The sequence below is a fragment of the Mesorhizobium sp. AA23 genome, from assembly GCF_001672435.1.
GTDB lineage: Bacteria > Pseudomonadota > Alphaproteobacteria > Rhizobiales > Rhizobiaceae > Mesorhizobium.
Window position 1 is genome coordinate 56,498 of sequence record NZ_LYTP01000031.1, and the last position, 21,177, is coordinate 77,674.

Here is a 21,177-nt window from a genome sequence, read left to right on the forward strand (position 1 = left end):
GGCGATTATGGACAGGCGTCCAAAAAATGGGCACGATGCCATTTGTACAGCATGACCCGTCCGGTCTCGGCAATGACTGCCGCGCAAGCAGGCGGCCCAAGGCGGTGGCATGTGTCTTGCTTCTTGAACCAATGGAGTGGAGCCCAGCGCGCAGCGCGCCGGAGCCAAGAGAGGGTGATGTTTATGTACGGAAAAGAAAAAATCCTGGCGGGTGCGATCGCGCTGCTTGCTGCCAGCACGCTGGGCGCTGCGGCCAACGAGAAGGTCACCTTTGGCACCAACTGGCTGGCCGAGCCGGAACATGGCGGCTACTACCAGGCGATCGCCGACGGAACCTACGCCGCCTGCGGCCTCGACGTCACCATCATGCAGGGCGGCCCGCAGGTCAGCGGCCGGCCGATGCTGCTGGCCGGCAAGATCGATTTCTACATGGGCGGCAACCTGCTCTCGGCCTTCGACGCCGTGCAGCAGGGGATTCCGATGCGCGTCGTCGCCGCCGACTTCCAGAAGGACCCGCAGGTCATCATGTCCCATCCGGGCGAAGGGCTGGACAAGTGGGAGGACCTGAAGAACGCCGACCAGTATATCCTCGGCGACGAGGGCGCACAGACCTTCTTCCAGTGGATGGTGACCGATCTCGGCTTCGATGCCGCCAAGCGCGTGCCATACACCTTCAATCCGGCGCCCTTCATCGCCAACAAGAAGTCGATCCAGCAGGGCTATGTCACGTCGGAGCCCTACGCGGTGCAGAAACAGGGCGGCTTCGTGCCGAACCAGTTCCTGCTCGCCGACAATGGCTGGGATACTTATGCCACGACCATCGAAGTGATGCAGGACACCATCGACAAGCGGCCGGAGGTGGTGCAGTGCTTCGTCGATGGCTCGGCCAAGGGCTGGTACAACTACCTCTACGGCGACAACAAGGCCGCCAACGAGATGATCAAGAAGGACAATCCGGACATGACGGATGAGCAGATCGCCTTCTCGATCGAACAGCTGAAGAAGTTCGGCATTGTCGATTCCGGCGATACGGAAAAGCTCGGTATCGGCGGCATGACCGAAGCGCGCATCCAGAGCTTCTACGACAAGATGGTCAAGGCCAAGGTCGCGCAGCCGGGCATCGACATCAAGAAGGCCTATACGCTCGCCTTCATCAACAAGGGGGTCGGGCGGGAGCTGAAGAAGTAAGGCGGCCTGCCTGAGATGATCCAGGAGAAAGTGGCGCAGGCAACGGCATCGGGTGAGAGCCCGATGCTGCTTTCCTTACGCAATGTCGGCAAGGTCTTTTCCAACGGCGTCACGGCGCTGAGCAAGGTCGACCTGGCGATCCGCGAAGGCGATTTCCTAAGCCTGCTCGGGCCCTCGGGCTGCGGCAAGTCGACGGCGCTCAGGTTGATCGCCGGTCTGTCGACGCCGACCTCCGGCCAGCTCGACTGGCGCGGCTCGATCGACCGCTCGAATATCGGCTTCGTCTTCCAGGAACCGACGCTGCTGCCATGGGCCAGCGTCTTCGACAATGTCTGGCTGCCGCTCAGGCTGCAAGGCGTGTCGCGCGCGGAGGCCAAGCCCGCGGTGATGGAAATGCTGTCGCGCGTGCACCTCACCGGTTTCGAGAATGCCGTGCCGCGTGAGCTTTCCGGCGGCATGAAGATGCGTGTCTCGATCGCGCGGGCTATGGTGACCAAGCCGCGCATTCTTCTGATGGACGAGCCCTTCGCGGCGCTTGACGAGATTACCCGCTTCAAGCTCAACAACGATCTTCTCGAGCTTTGGCAGGACGAGCGGTTTACCGTCGTCTTCGTCACCCATAGCGTCTTCGAAAGCGTGTTCCTGTCCAGTCGTGTCGTCGTCATGGCGGCACGACCGGGCCGCGTTCACGGCGAGCTTGCAATCGAAGCGCCTTATCCGCGCGACGAGGCATTCCGGACTTCGCCCGATTATGCGGCGCTCTGCCGGCAGGCCTCGGACGTGCTGGTCAATGCCATCAACTCAACCGCCGGACCTCATCATGACGGCCATTGAAGATAATGCCCTGAAGCTCGACGCGGAAGAGGCGCGCCGCGTCCGCCAGGAGCGGCTGGAGCGGATCGGCAAATGGGTTCTGCCTCTGGCGATCATGGTGCTTGCGATCTGGCTGTGGGATCGCATCTGCGTCTGGAACGAGATCCCGCAATACATCCTGCCGCGCCCGGGCGTGGTGCTGCAGACGCTGCATGACGATGCCTGGCTGTTGTTCTCTTCGCTGCTGGTGACGCTCAGGATCACCTTCCTCAGCCTGCTGCTTGCCGTCATCGGCGGCGTCGGGCTGGCGGTGCTGTTCGCGCAGTCTAAATGGGTCGAAATGTCGTTCTTCCCCTTCGCCATCGTGCTGCAGGTGACGCCGATCGTGGCGATCTTCCCCCTGATCAACATCTATATTAACAACCAGACGACCAAGCTCCTGCTCTGTGCCTGGATCGTCGCCTTCTTCCCGATCCTCTCCAACACCACGCTCGGGCTGAACTCGGTCGACCGCAACCTGCGCGATTTGTTCAAGCTCAACGGCGCGACCCGCTGGCAGCAATTGCGCTATCTGCGCCTGCCGGCGGCGATGCCCTATTTCCTCGGTGGGCTGAAGATCGCCGGCGGCCTGTCGCTGATCGGCGCCGTGGTGGCCGAGTTCGTCGCCGGCGCGCAGGGGCAATCGTCCGGGCTTGCCTCGCGCATCATCGAGGCGGGCTACCGGCTCAATGCTCCCAGGCTGTTCGCGGCGCTGATCCTGATCTCGCTCACCGGCATCCTGATCTTCCTCGTGCTGTCGCTGGTGTCGCATCTCATCCTGCGCCGCTGGCACGAGAGCGCGCTGAAGCAGGAGCGCTAGGGTGCCTGAATGTTGATCCCAGCCTCTGGTCGTTACCAGCTCGCCAACGTCCGCGTTCATCAATCGCTGACGCCGGGCCTTGCCGCAAGCTTCGATGCCGATGGTTTTGCGCTTGCCGACATTGCCGTCGCCGACGGCAAGATTGCTAGCATCATTGCGCACGGCAAAGCCGAGCAGCCATTCGACGCAATCGACCTTGGCGGCCGCATCGTGCTGCCCTGCTTCGTCGACTGCCATACGCATATCGACAAGGGCCATATCTGGCCGCGCAAGCCAAATCCCGACGGCACCTTCATACGCGCGCTCAACGCAACTGCCGCCGACCGCACCGCTCGCTGGAGCGCGGAGGACGTGGCGAGGCGCATGGATTTCTCGCTGCGCTCAGCTTACGCGCACGGTACCAGGGCCTTGCGCACGCATCTCGACAGCGTGGCGCCGCAGGAGGAAATTTCCTGGCCGGTGTTCGAGACGATGCGGGAAAAATGGCGAGGCCGGATCGAGCTGCAGGCCGCCTGTCTGCTTGGCATCGAAGGCGTGCGCGACAAGGCCTGGTTCGAGCGTTTGGCAAAACGCGTCGCCGCGGCCAAGGGCGTGCTCGGCGTTGTCACTTACATGGTGCCCGACCTCGAGGAACTGCTCGACAAGGTGTTCGCTGAAGCCATAAAGCATGGGCTCGACCTCGATTTCCATGCCGACGAGACCGACGATGTCGCGGCCGTCTCGCTGAAGAAGATCGCCGAGGCTTCGCTGTGGAACGGTTTTGAGGGCAATATCCTGATCGGGCATTGCTGCTCGCTGGCGCGCCAGCCCGACCTCGAAGTTCTCGACACGCTGGACAAGGTGGCGAAGGCCGGATTGGCCGTAGTGTCGCTGCCGATGTGCAACCTCTATCTGCAGGACCGTCGCAACAACCACACCACGCCGCGCTGGCGCGGCGTGACGCTGCTGCACGAGATGAAGGCACGCGGCATCAAGGTGGCTGTCGCTTCCGACAACACGCGCGACCCGTTCTACGCCTATGGCGACCTCGATATGCTGGAGGTCTACCGCATGGCGACACGCATCCTGCATTTCGATCACCCTGTCGGTGACTGGCCGAAAGCGATAGCGGCGACGCCGGCCGAGGTGATGCGGCTGGAAGGTGTCGGCACTCTCGCCGCCGGCGGTAGCGCCGACTTCATCGTCTTCAAGGGACGCAGCTGGACCGAATTGCTGTCGCGGCCCGAATCGGATCGCATCGTGGTGCGCGAGGGCAGGGCGATCGAGCGCCGGCTGCCCGACTATGCTGAACTCGACGAATTGATGGTGTGATGATGGATATCGCAGCGCTGAAGCGCGATCTCGAAGGCCTCAAGATCGACGACCATCCGGCCATCGTCCAGCAGAAGAGCCGCGACTTCTACTGGTACAGCCCCGTCCTCAAACAACAGCTCGACCACGTCACCGGCGACCTGATCGTTACGCCAAAGAACGAGGACGAGGTGATCCGCATTTTGGCCGCCTGCCACCGGCACGGCGTTCCAGTCACACCCCGCGGCAGCGGCACCGGCAATTACGGACAGGCGATGCCGCTGTCGGGCGGCGTGGTGCTCAACCTCGCCGAGATGAACGAAGTCAAGGCGATCGCGCCGGGCCGCGTGGTGACCGGGCCCGGAGCGGTTCTGGCCGACATCGATCGCGCCGCGCGGGCGCATTCCGCGCAGGAACTGCGCATGTCGCCCTCCACCTACAACACCGCCTCCATCGGCGGCTTCGTCGCAGGCGGCTCGGGCGGCGTCGGCTCGATCCGCTGGGGCGGATTGCGCGATCTCGGCAATGTCATCCGGCTGCGGACCGTGACGATGGAGGCGGAGCCGCGCGTCATGGACCTCTCGGGCGAGGACGTGCTCAAGGTGATGCATGCCTATGGCACCAACGGCATCATCACCGAGGTTGAGATGCCGCTGACGGCGTCCTACGATTGGGTCGATGTCATCGTCGGCTTCGACGATTTCATGGGTGCAGCGGGCTTCGGCAACGACCTCGCCGAGCAGGACGGCATATTGGCGAAGCTGATCACGCCGATCGCGGCACCCATTCCTTACGATTATTTCAAGCGACACCAGAAGTTCTTCCGGCGCGAGCAGAGCATCGTGGTGTGCATGATCGCGCCGCACGCGATGGATGGGTTCCTCGCGTTCGTCCGGGCCAGCAAAGGCGAAATCGTCTTCCGGGCCGACCAGGAGACCGACCTCAAGGGATTGCCGCCGGCCTACGAGCTGACCTGGAATCACACGACGCTGCGCGCCATAAGAGTCGATCCGACGATCACCTATCTGCAGGCGCGCTATCCGTCGCCGGACCATCTCGCGCACGTCAAGGCGATGGTCGACCGCTTCGGCGACGAGGTGCCGGCGCATCTCGAATTCATCCGCTTCGACGGCGCGATCGGCGCCGCCGGGCTGCCGCTGGTCCGTTTCACCACGGAAGAAAGGCTCGACGAGATCATCCGTATCCACGAGGACAATGGCTGCTGGATCTTCAACCCCCATCGCTACACGCTGGAAGAGGGCGGCATGAAGCAGACTGACGAGGTTCAGCTTGCCTTCAAGCGCGAGACCGACCCGCAAGGATTGCTCAACCCCGGCAAGATGATTGCCTGGGAGAATCCGGGCTATGACTATCGCTCCGGCAAGCCGTTCCTGTTCAAGGGGCTGCAAAGGGCGAGGTGATCGCGATGAGCGCCCGGCGCTGCACCCTCCTCTGGCCTGTCGCCTTTGGCGACATCTCCCGCACAAGGGAGGAGATGTGGCATGGGACAACAGGGGTTTGTCGAGCTGACCTGCGGGATCCACTCCCGTGAACATCCTCGTGCTCTACGCACATCCGGTGGAGACCAGCTTCAACGCCGGACTGCATCGGACGATCGTCGAGCGGCTCGGCGCGGCGGGCCACACGATCGACGACTGCGACCTCTATGCCGAGGATTTCGATCCGCGGATGACGCGCGCAGAGCGGCTCGGCTACCACGATCAGCGCGGGCCGAACGAGGCGGTCGCCGGTTACATCGCAAGGCTTCAGAAGGCGGAAGCGTTGGTGCTGTCGTTTCCGGTCTGGAATTACGGCTATCCAGCTATCCTGAAGGGCTTCTTCGACCGCGTCTTCCTGCCCGGCGTATCGTTCAAGCTGGTCGACGGCAAGGTTCGGCCGACGCTGCACAACATCCGCAAGCTCGCGGCCATCACCACCTACGGCGGCAGTCGTTTTCGCGCCATGCTGATGGGCGATCCGCCGCGCAAAATGGTGAAGCGCACGCTGCGGGCCACCATCAAGCCAGGCGCCTCCGTCTCTTACCTCGCACACTATTCGATGAACCTTTCGACGGATCAGACGCGCAAGGCCTTCATGGCGAAGGTAGCCGCCAGCATGGATCAATTCTGATGCGCGTGCTGGTGGTCTATTGCCATCCGGTGCCGGAGAGCTATTGCGCCGCGATCCGCGACATGGCGATAGAGGTGCTGACGCGACGAGGCTGGGACGTGCGGCTGCTCGATCTCTATGCCGAGAAGTTCAATCCGGTGATGAGCTGCGAAGAGCGGCGCTCCTACAACGAGCGCGCGCCTGAGGATCCCGAGCTCAGGCCGCATTTCGAGCATCTGCAATGGGCCGAGGCGATCCTCTTCATCTACCCCACCTGGTGGTACGGATTGCCGGCGATGCTGAAGGGCTGGTTCGATCGCGTGTGGGCGACCGACATCGCCTTCAAGCTGCCGCGCGGCAGAGGCCGGATCCAATCGCTGATGACCCATGTGACCAAGGTCGGCGTCATCACCACCTGTGGCGCGCCGACGTGGTGGAGCGTCGTTGTCGGCCAGCCCGGCCGCAAGACGATCCTGCGCGGCATGCGCGCCATCTGCGCCCCCCGCTGCAAGACATTCTTCCTGGCGCACTACCTGATGGATTCCTCAACGCCGAAGAGCCGGACGGCGTTTCTGGCGAAGGTAAGGGCGAGGCTGGAAAGCTTTTGAGGATAGCTCTCTTCTCCCTGTTAAATGAGGAGAAGACGGCGGCAGCAGATGAGGGGCGGCGTCGCAAAGGTGTGGCGCTGCCCCTCATCCGCCCTTCGGGCACCTTCTCCCCGTTGAACGGGGAGAAGGGAACACTGCGCTACATCCGCACCCGTTCAGCCTTCGGGTCGTACATTGGCCTCAACGATGCTTCCGCGGCGAAACGCTCGCCTGCGATCTCGACCTCGTAGGATGAGCCCAGCACATCAGCCTCGCTCTCGCCCTCGCAGGGCACATAGCCGAGCCCGATCGCGCCGCCGAGATGGTGGCCGTAATTGCCCGAGGTGATCGGACCGACGATCATGCCGTCGCGCAGGATTGCTTCGTTGTGGAATAACAGGGGCTGCGGGTCCTTGAGGCGGAACTGCACCAGCCTGCGGCTCAACCCGGCTTCCTTCTTCCTGAGCACCGCGTCACGACCGATGAAGTCGCTCTTGGCCGTCTTCACCGCGAAGCCAAGACCTGCCTCCAGCACATGGTCCTCGTCGGTGATGTCGTGGCCGAAATGGCGGAAGGCCTTTTCGATGCGGCAGGAATCCAGAGTATGCAGGCCGCAGAGCTTCAGCCCGACATCGGCGCCGGCTTCAATGATCGCCTCGAAGACATGGGCGGCCTGATCGGTCGAGACATAGAGTTCCCAGCCGAGCTCGCCGACATAGGTAACGCGATGGGCACGGGCCAACCCCATGCCGATCTCGATCTCCTGGAAGGTGCCGAACGGATTGGCCTGGTTGGAAAAATCGTTGGGGCTCACCTTCTGGATCAGCTTTCGCGAATCGGGGCCCATCAGGCAGATGACGGCTTCGGCAGCGGTTACGTCGGTAATGACGACGAATTCGTCGGCGACGTGCCGCCTCAGCCAGGCGAGGTCACGCTGCAAGGTGGCGCCCGGCACGACGAGGAAATAGGCGGTCTCGGACAGCCGCGTCACGGTGAGGTCGCTCTCGATGCCGCCTTTGGCGTTGAGCATCTGCGTGTAGACGATCTTGCCCGGTTCCACGTCCATGTCGTTGGCGCAGAGCCGCTGCAGGAAGGCACAAGCGTCGCGGCCTTCAACGCGGATCTTGCCGAACGAGGTCATGTCGAACAGGCCGACGCCGTTGCGCACGGCGAGGTGTTCCTCGCGCTGGTTGTCGAACCAGTTCTGCCGCTTCCAGGAATAGCGGTATTCGCGCTCCTGTCCTTCGCGGGCAAACCAGTTGGCGCGCTCCCAGCCGGCCACCTCGCCGAAGACGGCGCCACGAGCCTTCAGATGCTCGTGCAGAGGCGAGCGGCGCACGCCGCGCGAGGTAGCCATCTGGCGATAGGGGAAATGATCGGCGTAGAGCAGGCCGAGCGTTTCGGAGACGCGTTCCTTGAGGTAGCGACGGTTCTTCTGGAAGGGCTGGGCGCGGCGGATGTCGACCTCCCAGAGGTCGAAAGGCGCCTCGCCGTCATTGATCCACTGCGCCAGGGCCATGCCGGCGCCGCCGGAGGAAACGATGCCGATCGAATTGTAGCCGGTCGCCATCCAGTAGCCGGAGAGTTCCGGCGCCTCGCCGAGATAGTAGCGGTCGTCGGGAGTAAAACTCTCGGGGCCGTTGAAGAAGGTGTGGATGCCGGCCGTGCCCAGCATCGGCATACGGTTGACGCCCATTTCGAGGATCGGCTCGAAATGGTCCATGTCCTCGGGCAACTGGTCGAAGCAGAAATCCTCGCGGATGCCGTCCATGCCCCAGGGTTTCGCCACCGGCTCGAAGGCGCCGAGCATCATCTTGCCGGCGTCTTCCTTGTAGTAGGCGCACTCGTCCGGCACGCGCAGCACCGGCAGGCGGGTGAGGCCGGGGATGGGCTCGGTGACGAGGTAGAAATGCTCGCAGGCGTGCAGCGGGATGGTGACGCCGTTCTGCCGGCCGAGCTCGCGCGCCCACATACCGGCGCAGTTGACGACGATGTCGGTCTCGATCGTGCCCTGGTCCTCGCCCTGAGCCCAGGAGACACCGGAGACGCGGCCGTTCCTGGTGTGGACCTTGATGACCTTCACGTTTTCGATAACCGTCGCTCCGCGTTGCCGCGCGCCCTTGGCCAGCGCCATGGCGATATTGGCGGGGTCGCACTGGCCGTCGAGAGGCAAATGCACCGCGCCGACCACATCGGAGACGTTGAGATGCGGGTACATCTCCTTGACTTCGGTTGGCGAAATCTCGCGCACGTCGACATCGAAGGCGCGGGCTAGCGAGGCCTGCCTATAAATTTCATGCTTGCGTTCCTCGGTCAGCGCCACGGTGATCGAGCCGACCTGGCGCATGCCGGTGCCGACGTCGGTCTCCGCCTCGAGCTTGACGTAGAGGTCGGCCGAGTATTTCGCCAGCCGGGTCATGTTCTGCGAGGCGCGCAACTGGCCGATCAGGCCGGCGGCGTGCCAGGTCGTGCCGCAGGTGAGCTGCTTGCGCTCAAGCAGCACGATGTCGGTCCAGCCGAGCTTGGCCAGATGATAGGCGACCGAGCAGCCGGAGACGCCGCCGCCGATAATGACCGCGCGAGCTTTGGTTGGAATGGTTTTGGTCATGCGGCCTCGCGGCGGTAGTCGGAAGCGAAGCGGCGCACGCGAAGCGCTGCTTCCTGAAGGACAGGTTCAGGCTGGCAGAGGCTGATGCGGATGTGGCCGGCGGCGGCCTCGCCGAAGCTCGAGCCAGGCATGACGCCGATCTTCTCCTTGTCGAGCAGCGCCCAGGCGAATTTCTCGTCGTCGGGCTCGATGGCCGATATGTCGAGCATGACATACATGCCGCCTTCGGAGCCGCGCACGGTGACTTCATTTGCGCCGCGAATGGCGTCGAGGAACACGGCGCGGCGCCCGGCGTAACGCTCGGCTATTTCGTCCACGCCGTAGTGGTTTTCAAGCGCCTCGGCGCAAGCGATCGAGATGAAGGCCGGCAGGCCGTAGGTGGTCACCAGGTTGAGATCGGTCATCAGCGCGATCATCGCCTTCGGGCCGGTGAGCCAGCCCATGCGCCAGCCGGTCATGCCGTGGCTTTTCGACATGGAATTGATGACCAGCGTGCGCTCGGACATGCCGGGCAGCGAGCGCGGCGAGATGTGCTCGCCGCCGCCGAGCGTCCAGTAGACCTCGTCGGATAGCAGCCAGAGATCGTGCTCCTTGCAGATTTCGGCCAATTGCTCGAGCCGTTCGCGCGAATAGACTGCGCCTGTCGGGTTGTTCGGGGTGTTGATCAGGATGGCGCGCGTGTTGGGCCTGAGCGCCGCGCGGATCCTATCGGCGCGCGGCTGGAAGCCGTCCTCGGCCGGCGTCTCGACCACGGTGAAGCTGGCGCCGGCGGCGCTGAAGGTGTTGGGGTAGGTGGCATAATAAGGCGCGACGACGATCGCGTGATCGCCGGGGTCGAGCACGCCCTGCACGGCGGCGTAAAGTGCGCCCTGACCGCCGGCCGTGGCGATGACCTCGTCGGGATCCGTCAGGACGCCGGTGCAGGCGGTGGAGGCAGCTGCCATGGCCTTGCGCAGGCGCGGCAGCCCGGAAAGCGGCGTGTAGTGGTGGTTGCTGCCGCGGACGGCGTTGACGCAGGCCTCGATCGTTTGCGGCGGCGTGTCGAAATCATGGTCGCCGACCGAGAGCACGATGATGTCCTCGCCGGCTGCCCTGCGGGTCCAGGCGGCGAAGTGGACTTCCCAGCCATCCTTGCCCGATGGCACGATGCCGGTAATGCGCTTTGATGGTTTTGGCATCAGGCTACTCCCGAGATGTGATGGCCGGCCTCAATGAGCCGGTCGCGTAGCGCAGCGATGTGAGCCGGCCCGACTTCGCAACAGCCGCCTACAATGCTGGCGCCAGTCTCGACCCAGCCCATCGCCTGGTCGGCATAGGCGTGCGGATCGAGATCATGGCGCGCGTGCAGCACGTCGACCGTGCCGCCATGCTTGAGCGCCTCGACCGAGGTGAAGCCATTGGCATAGGCGCCAACCGGACCGCCGAGGGCCAGCAGTTCCGGCAATGCGGCGGCAATGGCTTCGGGCCGGCAGCAGTTGAGCAGCCGTGCCGCCACCGGCAGATCGCCGAGGGCGCTAGCCGCGGCGGCAATGCTCTCGCCGCTGCGCAGGCGGGGCGTGCCGTGGTCGGCGAGAGTCCAGGATACCCAGACCGGCTTGCCGCTCTCGCATGCCGCGGTGACCGCCGCGCGAGCCTCGTCGGCGGAAGCCATGGTCTCGCACAGGAACAAATCGACGCCTTCTGCCTGTTCGGCGACGATGCGGCGGTAAATGCCGAGCGTGTCCTCGAAGGAGATGGTCAGCGCCGGCGCGTAGCTGCCGAACAGAGGCGAGAGGCAGCCGGCGATGGCGGCTTCACCCGCTTCTTCGCGCGCCTGCCGGGCGAGCTCGATGCCGCGCTTCTGCAGAGGCTTAAACAGCTCTTCCGCGCCCTCGCGCGCCAGGCGCTCGGGCGTGGCCGAATAGGTGTTGATGGTGATGACGCGGGCGCCGGCACGGATGAATGCCGCATGCAGGTCGCGCACCAGTTCCGGTTCGTCGATCAGCACTCTGGCCGACCACAAAGGCGTCGGTTCGGACTGACTGCGACGGACCAGCTCCTGGCCCATGCCGCCATCGGTAAGAATGACGGATGTCATGCTCTCAACCTTTCGTTCTTCGGATCCCACAACGGCTCGTCCTTCTGCACCACCGCCTTGAAACGGTCGCCGAAGATTTCGACCTCGACCGCCGTGCCGGGCTCGGTCAGGTCGGAACGCAGCATGCCGAGCGCGATCGACTTATCGACGCGATGGCCCCAGCCGCCCGACGTCGTCTCGCCGACAATCTTGCCGTCATGCCAGAGCGTCGACATATAGGGCGCGTCGCAATCGCTGGGGTTTTCTAGGACCAGCGTGACGAAGCGCTTCTTCACGCCCTGCTGCCTTTCGTTGAGCAGCGCCGCCTTGCCGCGGAAGTCGGGCTTGTCCCATTTGACGAAGCGTTGGAGCCCGCCCTGCAGGATGGAATAGTCGGTCGAGAGGTCGCCTTTCCAGGTGCGGTAGCCTTTTTCCAGCCGAAGCGAATCCAGCGCGTACATGCCGAAGGGCTTTAGGCCATGCCTCTGGCCGGCGGCCCAAACGGCGTCGAAGACAGTGGCCGTGTCCGCGACCTTGGTGTGGATCTCCCAACCGAGCTCGCCGGCGAAGGAGACGCGCACCAGCTTCGCCCAGCGGCCGGCGATGGCCGTCTCCTGATGCGTCAGCCAAGGCAGGGAGAGATCGGCGTCGCAGACGTCAGCAAGGATAGCGCGCGAGTTCGGGCCGGCGAGAATCTGGGTTGAGTATTCCTCCGTGCGATCGGTCAGCCTGAAGGCCGCATCGGCCGGCATGCGCGACTTCAACCATTCGAAGTCGTGCCACTGCGCGACGGCCGCGGTGATTAGCGTCATCTGGTCCTCGCCATGGCGCACGACCGACATTTCGGTAACGATGCGGCCCTTATCGTCCGCGAAATAAACCAGGCCGATGCGGCCGGGCTTCGGCACGAGGCCGGTGACCTGCAGGGCCAGCCATTCGGCGGCGCCCGGACCTTCGAGGTTGAAACGCGAGAAGCCGGGCAGGTCGAGGATGCCGGCTGCATCGCGCACAGCCAGGCATTCCTCGCGAACGCGCTGCTGCCATGGCCCGTCGCGGCGGAAAGTCAGCGTTGATTCTTCCGAAATGTCGTCGCCCGGTTGCGCGTACCAGGTGGCGCGCTCCCAGCCGTTATAAGCGTCGAACTGGCCACCCCGCGCTTTGACGCGCTCATGCAGCGGCGAGTGCTTGCGGTCGCGGCCGGCCGGCCAGGCGTGGCGCGGGAACTGGATGGCGTATTCGTTGCCGTAGATCTCCATGCCCTTGGCAACGCAATAGTCGGGTGCCGAAGCAAAGGCGGTGAAGCGGCGCGGATCGCAGGACCACATGTCCCATTCGGTCTGGCCCTCGGTCACCCATTCGGCCAGCACCTTGCCGGCGCCGCCACCTTGCGCAATGCCGAAGGTGAAGACGCAGGCCTCGAAAGCATTCGGCACGCCGGGCATCGGACCGATCAGCGGATTGCCATCCGGCGCGTAAGGTATCGGCCCGTTGATCACCTTGGAAAGGCCTGCGGTGCCGAGGATCGGCACACGGGCAACGGCGTCGGCAAGGTAATGCTCGAGACGGTCGAGATCGTCCGGGAAAAGCTGGAAGGAAAAATCCTCCGGCATCGGATCGTTGTGGCCGACCCAATGCGCGCGGCAATTGCGCTCATAGGGACCGAGATTCATGCCGGTCTTTTCCTGGCGCAGGTAGTAGGAGGTGTCGACGTCGCGCAGCAACGGCAGTTTCTTGCCCTGTTCCTTGGTCCATGCGGCCAGCTCGGGGATTTCCTCGAACAGGATATATTGATGGCTCATCACCATCATCGGCACTTCGCGGCCGAACATTTTTCCAACTTCGGCGGCGCGATAGCCGGCGGCATTGATCACGATCTCGCAGCGGATCTCGCCCTGCGGCGTCGCCACCACCCATTCGCCGTTTTCGCGGCGAACGCCGGTGACCGGGCAGAAGCGGATGATTTTCGCGCCCATGTCGCGCGCACCCTTGGCAAGCGCCTGCGTCAATTGCGCGGGATCGATGTCGCCGTCGCTCGGGTCGTAGAGCGCGCCTTTCAGCTCATGCGTCTCGATGAAGGGGTAACGGCGCTTGATCTCGTCGAGGCCGACGAGGTCGATGTCCATGCCTTGATAGCGGCCCATGCCTTTGGCGCGCTGGAACTCCTGCATGCGCTCCTTGGTGTGGGCGAGCCGCAACGAGCCGGTGACATGGTAGTTCATCGGATAGTCGACCGCGTCGGCGAGGCCCCGGTAGAGCTCGGTAGAATAGCGCTGCATGTTCATCAGCGACCAGGACGACGAGAAGGTCGGCACGTTGCCGGCCGCGTGCCAAGTCGAGCCGGAGGTCAGCTCGTTCTTTTCCAAGAGCACGCAGTCGGTCCAGCCCGCCTTGCAAAGGTGGTAAAGTGAGGAGGCGCCAACGACACCGCCTCCGATGATCACCACGCGTGCCGTGGTCGGCAAACCGGCCATGTTCTCCTCCAACGTCCAAAGCGCGTCAGGACGCGCTTTTGATTCTTTGTTTCATGCAGGCCTTGTCCCAAAAACCGCGGCACAGTTTTGGGCGGCATGCATTGGTTCAGTACACCGGTGGCGAAACCACCCAGATGACGACCGCCGGGTCGGCGCCAGGATTGCGCCAGCGGAACGGCATGCCTTCGAAGCGGAACGAGTCGCCTTCGCTGAGCCGATGCCAGACGCCGCCGATCTCGAGCTCGAAAGTGCCCGACGCGACGTAGCCCGCTTCCTCGGTCGGGCGGCGCGCTTCGGTCTTCAATTCCGCGCCCGGCGCGAAGACCGAGCGCAGCATCTCGAAGCTACCGCCAAGATCGGGCGACAGAAGCTCCTCCACGAGGCCCGATTCGCTTGTGCCAAGCGAGCGGCGGCTGCCGGCGCGCACAACCACGCCGCGCTCCTCTTCGGCAGGCACGTCATGGCTGAAGAACAGGCTGAGCGGCACGCCGAAGAGTTCGGCGAAGGCCCGCAGGTCACCAAGCGAAGGGATCGACAAGCCGCGCTCGACCTGGCTGACCCAGCCTACCGAGCGGTCGAGCTTCAGAGCGATCTCGGCAAGCGTCAACCCGCGGGCCTTGCGCAGTGCACGGATGTCGCCGGCCAGCAGCCGCTCGCCATTGTCCTGCTCCGATCTGATGGCGGTCGAGGTCACCCGCTCCTCGTGAAAAAATCTGCTCAAATTTCATGAGAAAGCAAGTGCATGAAAAAATCAAGTGAATTTTCATGCTATGCAAGATTTGCTTGCGCCATTTTGGCGGTTGATGCAAAGCCTCGCCATCGAATGGCGAGTGGGGCGTCCGGTCGAGGACCAGTTAGTTATTTGTGTCTGCCTATGGTCGTTGCGGGAATCGGGTTGCCGGGTCCAGCCATGCGTGAAGGGACGGCCCATGCTGGAGAAGAATAACCGGAGCGCGCTCGACGCAGCGATCGTCGACGAGGCGATCATGTCGCGCCGGTCGGTACGCGCCTTTCTGCCCGACATGGTCGACGACAGCACAATTCGCGCCATCCTGACGGTCGCGGCAAGGGCACCGTCGGGGACCAACATGCAGCCCTGGCGCGTCTATGTGACCAAAGGCGAGGTGAAGCAGCGCATCAGCGACGCCATCCTCAATTCGGGCATCCGCGCCGAAAAGGCCGAATGGGACGAGTACCGTTACTATCCCGACCAGTTCTTCGAGCCCTATCTCAGCCGGCGTCGCGCCAACGGTTTCGGCCTCTACGGCGCGATCGGCATCGGCCGGCGCGAAGTCGACAGGATGCGGGCGCAGCACGACCGCAACTTCGTCTTCTTCGACGCGCCCGTCGGCCTGATCTTCACGGTCGACCGGCGGCTCAACAAGGGCTCGTGGATCGACTACGGCATGTTTCTGCAGAACATCATGGTCGCGGCACGGGGCAGGGGCCTGCATACCTGCCCGCAGGCGGCTTTCGCGCCCTATCACCGGCAGATCCGCCCGGTGCTCGACATACCAGACGAGGAGATCGTGGTCTGCGGTATGGCGCTTGGCTATGAGGACACGTCCAAGCCCGAGAACGAATTCCGCACCGACCGCGCGCCGCTCGAAGACTGGGTGACGTTCGCGAAGTAGCTCCGGCGCGGATCGCAGCCCGATGTGCTAATCCGTGCCGATATGCCCGCCATGGCCGCTGACATGGGCACCGTCCTGCGGGGTGAGCCTGAAATAGGCGAGCAGCGCGCAAAGCGTGATCAAGCCTTCGACAACGAACAGGAGCCGGTAGTCGTTGACGCTCGCCTGGCCGCCGCCGGCGAGCAGCGAGAGCATGGCAGCGGCCAGACCGACGCTGATTGCCACCGCCAGCTGCCAAAGGATGTAGTACAGGGCGCTGAAGCGCGAGAGCTGCTCGGGCGCGATGTCCGAGTAGGCGAGGTTGCCGGTCGAGGCCCACTGCACCGAACGGAAAAGGCCGAAGGCGAAGATGTAGGCAAGCACGATCCAGGTAGGCGTGCTTTCCTGCATCAAGGCAAAACCGGCGACCAGCAGGGCGGCGATCGGCGTGTTGACGATCAGAACCCGCTTGAAGCCGAAGCGGTTCAAGATGCGCGGCATGAAGAAGCGCATCAGCAGCGAGCCGATCGCCGCGACGAAGGTCAGCGATCCGGCCTGCACCGCGCTCATGCCGAAGCCGAGCTGGAACATCAGCGGCAGCAGGAAGACAACGGAGCTTAGCCCTATCGTGTCGAGCCCGCCGCCGGTCAGAAAGCTGATGCGGAAGGTGCGGATGCGCAGCAGATTGAGGTCGAGCAACGGATTGCGGGCCCCCAGACAATAGAAGGCCGCGACAGTGAGGATGGCGATTGCCAGGCCGAGCTCGACGCCGATGATGCTGGCGGCGACGTCCTTCGCGGCAAGCGAATCCATGCCGAAGACGAGCAGCGCCATGCCGCCGCCGACTAGCAGGAAGCCGGGAAAATCGAAGGGCGTGCGGACCGGCTTGGTGGTCGTGGGGAACAGCGAGGCCGCGAGCAACGCGGCCGTCAGCGCGATCGGTATGTTGATGTAGAAGATCCACCGCCACGAGACGTAAGTGGTCAGCGCGCCACCGACGAGGGGCCCGACCAGCGGGCCGGACTGGCCGGCGAGCGAAATATACATGTTGATCCTGAGCGTGCGGTCGCGCGGAAAGCTCGACAGGATTACGACCTGACCGAGGGTGCCCATCAGCGCACCGCCGAAGCCCTGCAGCGCGCGCGAGCCGACCAGCATCCAGATGTTTTCCGACAGGCCGCACAGGGCCGAGGCGCTGGCGAAGACCAGCAGCGCAAAGCAATAGACGTTGCGCAGGCCGAAGCGGTCGGCCAGCCAGCCGCCGAGCGGCATCGTGACGATGAGGCTCGCGACATAGACGGTGATCAAAAGCCCGAGCTGGCTCGGCGGGCGGCCCAGGCTTTCGCCGATGCCGGGCAGCGCGGTCACAATGACATTCTGGTCGAGGCTGGTCATGAACACACCGCAGGCGACGGTCGCCGGCAACAGCAGCGACGGGTCACCCGCCGGAGCAAAGCGGGTCGTGGCTGTCGCCGTAGTCTCTGCGGTCATGGAAGGATGTTGTCGAACCGGTTGCCTGAGGGCTCCGAGAGCCGCGTTCCTTATCTATCGTCTTCGCTGGCCCAAGGCTCAAGCGGCAGTTGTGGCCGTCGATAGTGCCACGCGCCGGCTGAACCAATCCCCGAGTGCTGCCTGCTTAGAGGCAAATTCGGCACGGAAAACCGCCGCGCAGTTTGCTGGAATTGCGCTTAGTGCACCTCGTAGCCGACTTCCTCGCTCGCGTGGCACAAGGCCTTCCAAAAGGAGCGCGCGAAGGAGCGGAACACATAGATGTCGAATTGGTCGCCACCGGTGCGCTGGATCTGTGCAAAGACATCGTGGTGGTTGGTCGAGCGGCCGGCGCCGAGCGGGAAGGCCGGCAAGGCGAAGTCGATAGCGAAGAATTTCGCCATCACCCACTCCGCTTTCGGCCCGGCGATGCGAATCGCGGTGCGGCCATGCGAGAGATCGGTAATCGTGCCGATGGACGGCGTGATCAGGCCGGTGAACGCGGAAGCCAGGCCCTCGGCCTCGTCAACCACGGTGAATTTGCCCGGCGCGAATCCGAACGCGGCTTTCGCGCCGTTGACGACGCCGCCGCCGGCTCCATCCGGCAGGGCAAGGCCTGTCACCTTGTATATGCCGGACATCAGCCGCTTCTCCTCGCCCGGCCATGCTGCGAGCTGCAGGATCGAGCCCGGCCGCGTTTCGGACAGGATAACGTCAACGCCATGCTCGAAATTACCGTGCGAGCCTGGATGATAGACCGGTTCAAGCGGCGACAGGCGCTCAGGCAATTGCCGCTCGGGAAGTTGTCGTTCAACCATGCATGCGGCTCCCGTCCGGATCGTAGAAATGGTTGGAGACGATCTCGACCGGCCCGAACCGGTTGCGCAGCGGATCGGAGACGAAGGCGCGCGTGCCGTGGCGCGCCTTGCCGCCTTTGACAAGCGCAAGCGCTATGTATTTGCCGAGCGCCGGCGAATAGCAGCAGGCGGTGATATGGCCGATCGAATCGTGCGGGTTCGCTTCGTCGAGTTCCTCGACGATATGTCCGCCACCGTTGAGCGCGCGGATGTCGAGAGCGATCAAGCCGACAAGTTCCAGCCGGTCCGGGGCGATCAGGCCTTCGCGATCCATCATGGCGGAACCGATGAAGGGCTTCTTCTTCGACAGCATCCAGTCGAGATGCAGGTCGCGCGCCGTGGTGCGGCCGTCGATCTCCGCGCCGGTGACGTGGCCCTTCTCGATGCGCATGGTGCCAAGCGCCTCGAGCCCGTAGGCGACCAGGCCGAAAGGCTTGCCGGCCTCGATGAGAGCCTCCCAAACGCGCGTTCCATAGCCGGCGCCGGAATAGACCTCGAAAGCCATCTCGCCGGAGAAGGAGAGGCGGCAGATCATCACCGGCACGCCGGCGATCTCACCGTGCACAATGCCCATGAAGGGAAGCGCGGCGTTGTCGACGGCCGTGCCCTTCACGCAGGCAGCGAGGATCGCCGTGGCTTTCGGTCCGCCGATCGCGGCCCCCGCCCACTCGTCGGTGACGGAGGTGACGGTGACCTTCAGTTCCGGCCAGATCACGTCGAGGAAATACTCCAGATGCTGCATCACCTTGCCGGCATTGGCGGTGGTGGTGGTCATCAGGAAATCCTGTTCGCCAAGCCGCCATGTGGTGCCGTCGTCGAAGGCAAGCCCATCCTCGCGCAGCATCAGACCGTAGCGGGCCTTGCCGACCGCGAGGGTGGAAAACATGTTCGTGTAAACGCGGTCGAGGAATTCCGCCGCATCCGGGCCCTGAACGGCGATCTTCCCAAGCGTCGAGACATCGACGATGCCGGCGCTCTCACGCGTTGCCGCGGCCTCGCGGACATAGGCCTGCTCGACCGTCTCGCCGGCGAGACCGTAGATCATCGGGCGGTACCAGAGACCGGCCGCATACATGGTCGCGCCGTTGTCGATGTGCCAGTCGTGCATCGGCGTCAGCCGCTCGGGCTTCAGGTCGCCGAAGCGCTCGGCCGCCAGCGAGCCGATCGACACGGCCGTGTAGGGCGGCCGGAACCGCGTCGTACCGACTTCGGGGATCGGCTTGCCCAGCGCCTCGGCCATGATGGCGAGGCCCGGCACGTTGGAGTTTTTGCCCTGGTCGGTCGCCATGCCGAGCGTGGTGTAGCGCTTCAGATGCTCGACCGAGACGAAGCCCTCGCGGTGCGCGAGCCGCACATCCTCGGCGGTCACGTCGTGCTGGAAATCGACGAAGCTTTTGCCCTTGGCCTTGATCTCGAAGACCGGTGCCGGATCCGGTTCGCCGGGGACGGCCTCCACGACGACTAGCGGAGCGGAGGACGCGCTTCCGCCGGCGGCCTGAAGGCCAGCCGCGCGGCCTTCGGCAATGGCTTCCGCGGTCGTGAAACTGCCGGTGAAGGCGCCGGCGCCGATCCAGCGCTGCGTCGGCTGCGGCGGCAGGAAGGCCTGCCTGGCAGGGTTCCATATGGCCCTGGCTCCAGCCTGGCTGGCGAGATGGATCGTCGGTGACCAGCCACCCGAGATCAACAGGCAGTCGGCATGGATGCTGCGCTCATCGCCGCTCAGCGCGCCGTTCATCAATTCGAAGCGCCGCACCTTGAGACCGGTGAGCGCCTTGCCGCCTTCGGTCGCAACCACGGCATGGCCGGCAAGCAGCTCTGCTTCGGCCTGGCTCGCCAGCCTGCTCATCTCGTTCGACACGTCGCTGCGGACATCGACGATGGCGACGACGGCGGCCCCGGCCTTCTTCAGTGCAACGGCGGAACGATAGGCGCTGTCATTGTTGGTGAACAGTGCGATGCGTTCACCGGGCAGCACGCCATATTCATTGGCGTAGCGTTCGGCCGCATGCGCCAGCATGACGCCCGGACGATCGTTGCCGGGGAATACCAGCGGACGCTCGAAGGAGCCGGTGGCGAGAACCACCGTTTTGGCGCGGATCGCCCAGTAGCGCTGGCGCGGCTCGCCCTTGGCCGGAACTTCCTTGTGGTCCGTCACCCGTTCGAGCGCGGCCAGCGTGTTGCCGTCGTAATAGCCCCACACCGTCGTGCGCGGCAGAAGGCGGACATTGTCATTGCCTTCGAGCTGGCCGACGATGCGCGCCGCCCAGTCGGCTGCCGACGCCCCGTCGATGGTTTCGCCCGACCAGTTGGCGGAGCCGCCGAACTTTGCCTCGAGCTCGGCCAGGATCACGCGGGCGCCCTGGTCGGCCGCGGCCTTCGCCGCCATCAGCCCGGCCGGGCCGGAACCGACGACCAGCACGTCGCAGAAGGCGTTCATGCGCTCGTAGCGCGAGGTATCGGGCGCGGTGCCGGCTCTGCCGAGGCCGGCGGCGCGGCGGATGAAATGCTCGCAGAACATCCAGAAGCGCGTGCCTTTCAACGGGCCGATCACCGGTCCCATGAAGGTCTTGTAATAGAAGCCGGCCGACAGGAGCTTGCCGCCGAGCTGGTTGAGCGCGCCGATATCCCAGGCGAGCGAGGGGGAGCGGTTCTGGCTGACCGCGACGAGCCCGTCATAGATCTCGACCATGGTGGCGGGAATGTTGGGCTCGCGCACCTCGCCGCGCAGCACCGTCACCAGAGCGTTCGGTTCCTCGACGCCGGCGGCGAGCAGGCCGCGCGGGCGATGGTATTTGAACGAACGGCCGAACAGCGTCACGCCGTTGGCGAGCAGCGCCGAAGCGAGCGTGTCGCCGGCGTGTCCGGTATAGAGCGCGCCGTCGAAGGTGAAGCGGATGGTGCGCAGCCGGTCGATGCGGCCGCCGGTTTCTGTGCGGCGAGGGCTCACTGGTGGCCTCCCGCTTTGTGGCCCGCGGACTTGTGTCCGCCACGGGCAAAGGCAGTGCTCAAGATTTCATGGGTTAAGGTGTTTCGCACCACCCGCAGATGCGCGCGGCAGCCGCCGGAATGCTGCCAGATCTCATTGTGGTCGCCGGCCGGGTTCAGCCGGTCGTAGACATAGGCATTCCAGGCGTCGAGATCCTGCGAGGCAGGCTGCGGCCGCTCGCGGTTGCCGTCGCCCTGGTAGGTGAACTCAATGACATCGCGCGGGCCGCAATAGGGACAAGTGATCAGCATA

At 64.3% G+C, this 21,177-nt stretch carries 17 protein-coding genes; 8 read left to right on the forward strand and 9 right to left on the reverse strand.

The window, feature by feature from the left end:
* Window positions 1-183: 183 nt before the first annotated feature.
* The 7 genes from A9K66_RS25900 (at window position 184) to A9K66_RS25930 (ending at window position 6,867) form a co-directional block, all read left to right on the forward strand.
* Complete coding sequence (locus A9K66_RS25900; protein WP_067329238.1) at window positions 184-1,188, forward strand: ABC transporter substrate-binding protein; 1,005 nt, start codon at window positions 184-186, stop codon at window positions 1,186-1,188.
* Window positions 1,189-1,203: 15 nt separating this feature from the next.
* Complete coding sequence (locus A9K66_RS25905) at window positions 1,204-2,022, forward strand: ABC transporter ATP-binding protein (RefSeq protein ID WP_067329240.1); 819 nt, start codon at window positions 1,204-1,206, stop codon at window positions 2,020-2,022.
* A complete protein-coding gene (locus tag A9K66_RS25910) occupies window positions 2,009-2,860 on the forward strand; it encodes an ABC transporter permease (RefSeq protein WP_067329242.1) in 852 nt (283 codons plus the stop codon). The genes A9K66_RS25905 and A9K66_RS25910 overlap by 14 nt, the downstream gene beginning before the upstream one ends.
* Before the next feature lie 12 nt (window positions 2,861-2,872).
* Window positions 2,873-4,171: a cytosine deaminase gene (locus A9K66_RS25915; protein WP_067329614.1), complete on the forward strand. Its 1,299-nt coding sequence runs from the start codon at window positions 2,873-2,875 to the stop codon at window positions 4,169-4,171.
* 2 nt (window positions 4,172-4,173) lie between these two features.
* The gene (locus tag A9K66_RS25920; RefSeq protein WP_082954089.1) at window positions 4,174-5,571 is read left to right on the forward strand and encodes an FAD-binding oxidoreductase; all 1,398 of its coding nucleotides are present in this window, start codon (window positions 4,174-4,176) and stop codon (window positions 5,569-5,571) included.
* Window positions 5,572-5,698: 127 nt separating this feature from the next.
* Window positions 5,699-6,280: an NAD(P)H-dependent oxidoreductase gene (locus tag A9K66_RS25925; RefSeq protein WP_067329247.1), complete on the forward strand. Its 582-nt coding sequence runs from the start codon at window positions 5,699-5,701 to the stop codon at window positions 6,278-6,280.
* Window positions 6,280-6,867: an NAD(P)H-dependent oxidoreductase gene (locus A9K66_RS25930; RefSeq protein ID WP_067329249.1), complete on the forward strand. Its 588-nt coding sequence runs from the start codon at window positions 6,280-6,282 to the stop codon at window positions 6,865-6,867. Before A9K66_RS25925 ends, A9K66_RS25930 begins: the two co-directional genes overlap by 1 nt.
* A gap of 139 nt (window positions 6,868-7,006) precedes the next feature.
* On the opposite strand, the gene A9K66_RS25935 is transcribed toward A9K66_RS25930, so the two are convergent.
* The 5 genes from A9K66_RS25935 to A9K66_RS25955 all read right to left on the reverse strand — a co-directional run bounded on the left by A9K66_RS25935 (window position 7,007) and on the right by A9K66_RS25955 (window position 14,675).
* Entirely contained in the window at window positions 7,007-9,454 is a 2,448-nt protein-coding gene (locus A9K66_RS25935; RefSeq protein WP_067329251.1) for an FAD-dependent oxidoreductase, read from the reverse strand.
* Window positions 9,451-10,632, reverse strand: coding sequence for a pyridoxal phosphate-dependent aminotransferase (locus A9K66_RS25940; protein WP_067329255.1), 1,182 nt, complete (start codon window positions 10,630-10,632; stop codon window positions 9,451-9,453). Before A9K66_RS25940 ends, A9K66_RS25935 begins: the two co-directional genes overlap by 4 nt.
* Window positions 10,632-11,531 carry a homocysteine S-methyltransferase family protein gene (locus tag A9K66_RS25945; RefSeq protein WP_067329258.1) on the reverse strand — a complete coding sequence of 300 codons (900 nt, stop codon included), beginning with the start codon at window positions 11,529-11,531 and terminating at the stop codon, window positions 10,632-10,634. The genes A9K66_RS25940 and A9K66_RS25945 overlap by 1 nt, the downstream gene beginning before the upstream one ends.
* Complete coding sequence (locus A9K66_RS25950) at window positions 11,528-13,981, reverse strand: FAD-dependent oxidoreductase (RefSeq protein ID WP_067329261.1); 2,454 nt, start codon at window positions 13,979-13,981, stop codon at window positions 11,528-11,530. The genes A9K66_RS25945 and A9K66_RS25950 overlap by 4 nt, the downstream gene beginning before the upstream one ends.
* Before the next feature lie 106 nt (window positions 13,982-14,087).
* A complete protein-coding gene (locus tag A9K66_RS25955) occupies window positions 14,088-14,675 on the reverse strand; it encodes an XRE family transcriptional regulator (protein ID WP_197507521.1) in 588 nt (195 codons plus the stop codon).
* Between the two features lie 235 nt (window positions 14,676-14,910).
* On the opposite strand from A9K66_RS25955, the gene A9K66_RS25960 reads away from it, so the two are divergent.
* Window positions 14,911-15,615 carry a nitroreductase gene (locus A9K66_RS25960; protein ID WP_067329264.1) on the forward strand — a complete coding sequence of 235 codons (705 nt, stop codon included), beginning with the start codon at window positions 14,911-14,913 and terminating at the stop codon, window positions 15,613-15,615.
* Window positions 15,616-15,642: 27 nt separating this feature from the next.
* Here A9K66_RS25960 and A9K66_RS25965 read toward each other — a convergent pair whose 3' ends face one another.
* The 4 genes from A9K66_RS25965 to A9K66_RS25980 form a co-directional block, all read right to left on the reverse strand.
* The gene (locus A9K66_RS25965; RefSeq protein WP_067329266.1) at window positions 15,643-17,085 is read right to left on the reverse strand and encodes an MFS transporter; all 1,443 of its coding nucleotides are present in this window, start codon (window positions 17,083-17,085) and stop codon (window positions 15,643-15,645) included.
* 197 nt (window positions 17,086-17,282) lie between these two features.
* Window positions 17,283-17,870: a sarcosine oxidase subunit gamma gene (locus A9K66_RS25970; RefSeq protein ID WP_067329620.1), complete on the reverse strand. Its 588-nt coding sequence runs from the start codon at window positions 17,868-17,870 to the stop codon at window positions 17,283-17,285.
* Window positions 17,871-17,892: 22 nt separating this feature from the next.
* Entirely contained in the window at window positions 17,893-20,886 is a 2,994-nt protein-coding gene (locus A9K66_RS25975) for a sarcosine oxidase subunit alpha (RefSeq protein ID WP_067329269.1), read from the reverse strand.
* Window positions 20,883-21,176, reverse strand: a complete 294-nt coding sequence (locus tag A9K66_RS25980; RefSeq protein ID WP_067329272.1) for a sarcosine oxidase subunit delta — start codon at window positions 21,174-21,176, stop codon at window positions 20,883-20,885. The genes A9K66_RS25975 and A9K66_RS25980 overlap by 4 nt, the downstream gene beginning before the upstream one ends.
* Window position 21,177 lies beyond the last annotated feature (1 nt).

Excerpts from the sequence above, each read along its gene's own strand:
- A9K66_RS25900 (WP_067329238.1), top strand. The coding sequence starts at position 184 with ATGTACGGAAAAGAAAAAATCCTGGCGGGTGCGATCGCGCTGCTTGCT.
- A9K66_RS25905 (WP_067329240.1), top strand. The coding sequence starts at position 1,204 with ATGATCCAGGAGAAAGTGGCGCAGGCAACGGCATCGGGTGAGAGCCCG.
- A9K66_RS25910 (WP_067329242.1), top strand. The coding sequence starts at position 2,009 with ATGACGGCCATTGAAGATAATGCCCTGAAGCTCGACGCGGAAGAGGCG.
- A9K66_RS25920 (WP_082954089.1), top strand. The coding sequence starts at position 4,174 with ATGGATATCGCAGCGCTGAAGCGCGATCTCGAAGGCCTCAAGATCGAC.
- A9K66_RS25930 (WP_067329249.1), top strand. The coding sequence starts at position 6,280 with ATGCGCGTGCTGGTGGTCTATTGCCATCCGGTGCCGGAGAGCTATTGC.
- A9K66_RS25935 (WP_067329251.1), bottom strand. The coding sequence starts at position 9,454 with ATGACCAAAACCATTCCAACCAAAGCTCGCGCGGTCATTATCGGCGGC.
- A9K66_RS25940 (WP_067329255.1), bottom strand. The coding sequence starts at position 10,632 with ATGCCAAAACCATCAAAGCGCATTACCGGCATCGTGCCATCGGGCAAG.
- A9K66_RS25945 (WP_067329258.1), bottom strand. The coding sequence starts at position 11,531 with ATGACATCCGTCATTCTTACCGATGGCGGCATGGGCCAGGAGCTGGTC.
- A9K66_RS25950 (WP_067329261.1), bottom strand. The coding sequence starts at position 13,981 with ATGGCCGGTTTGCCGACCACGGCACGCGTGGTGATCATCGGAGGCGGT.
- A9K66_RS25960 (WP_067329264.1), top strand. The coding sequence starts at position 14,911 with ATGCTGGAGAAGAATAACCGGAGCGCGCTCGACGCAGCGATCGTCGAC.
- A9K66_RS25965 (WP_067329266.1), bottom strand. The coding sequence starts at position 17,085 with ATGACCGCAGAGACTACGGCGACAGCCACGACCCGCTTTGCTCCGGCG.
- A9K66_RS25980 (WP_067329272.1), bottom strand. The coding sequence starts at position 21,176 with ATGCTGATCACTTGTCCCTATTGCGGCCCGCGCGATGTCATTGAGTTC.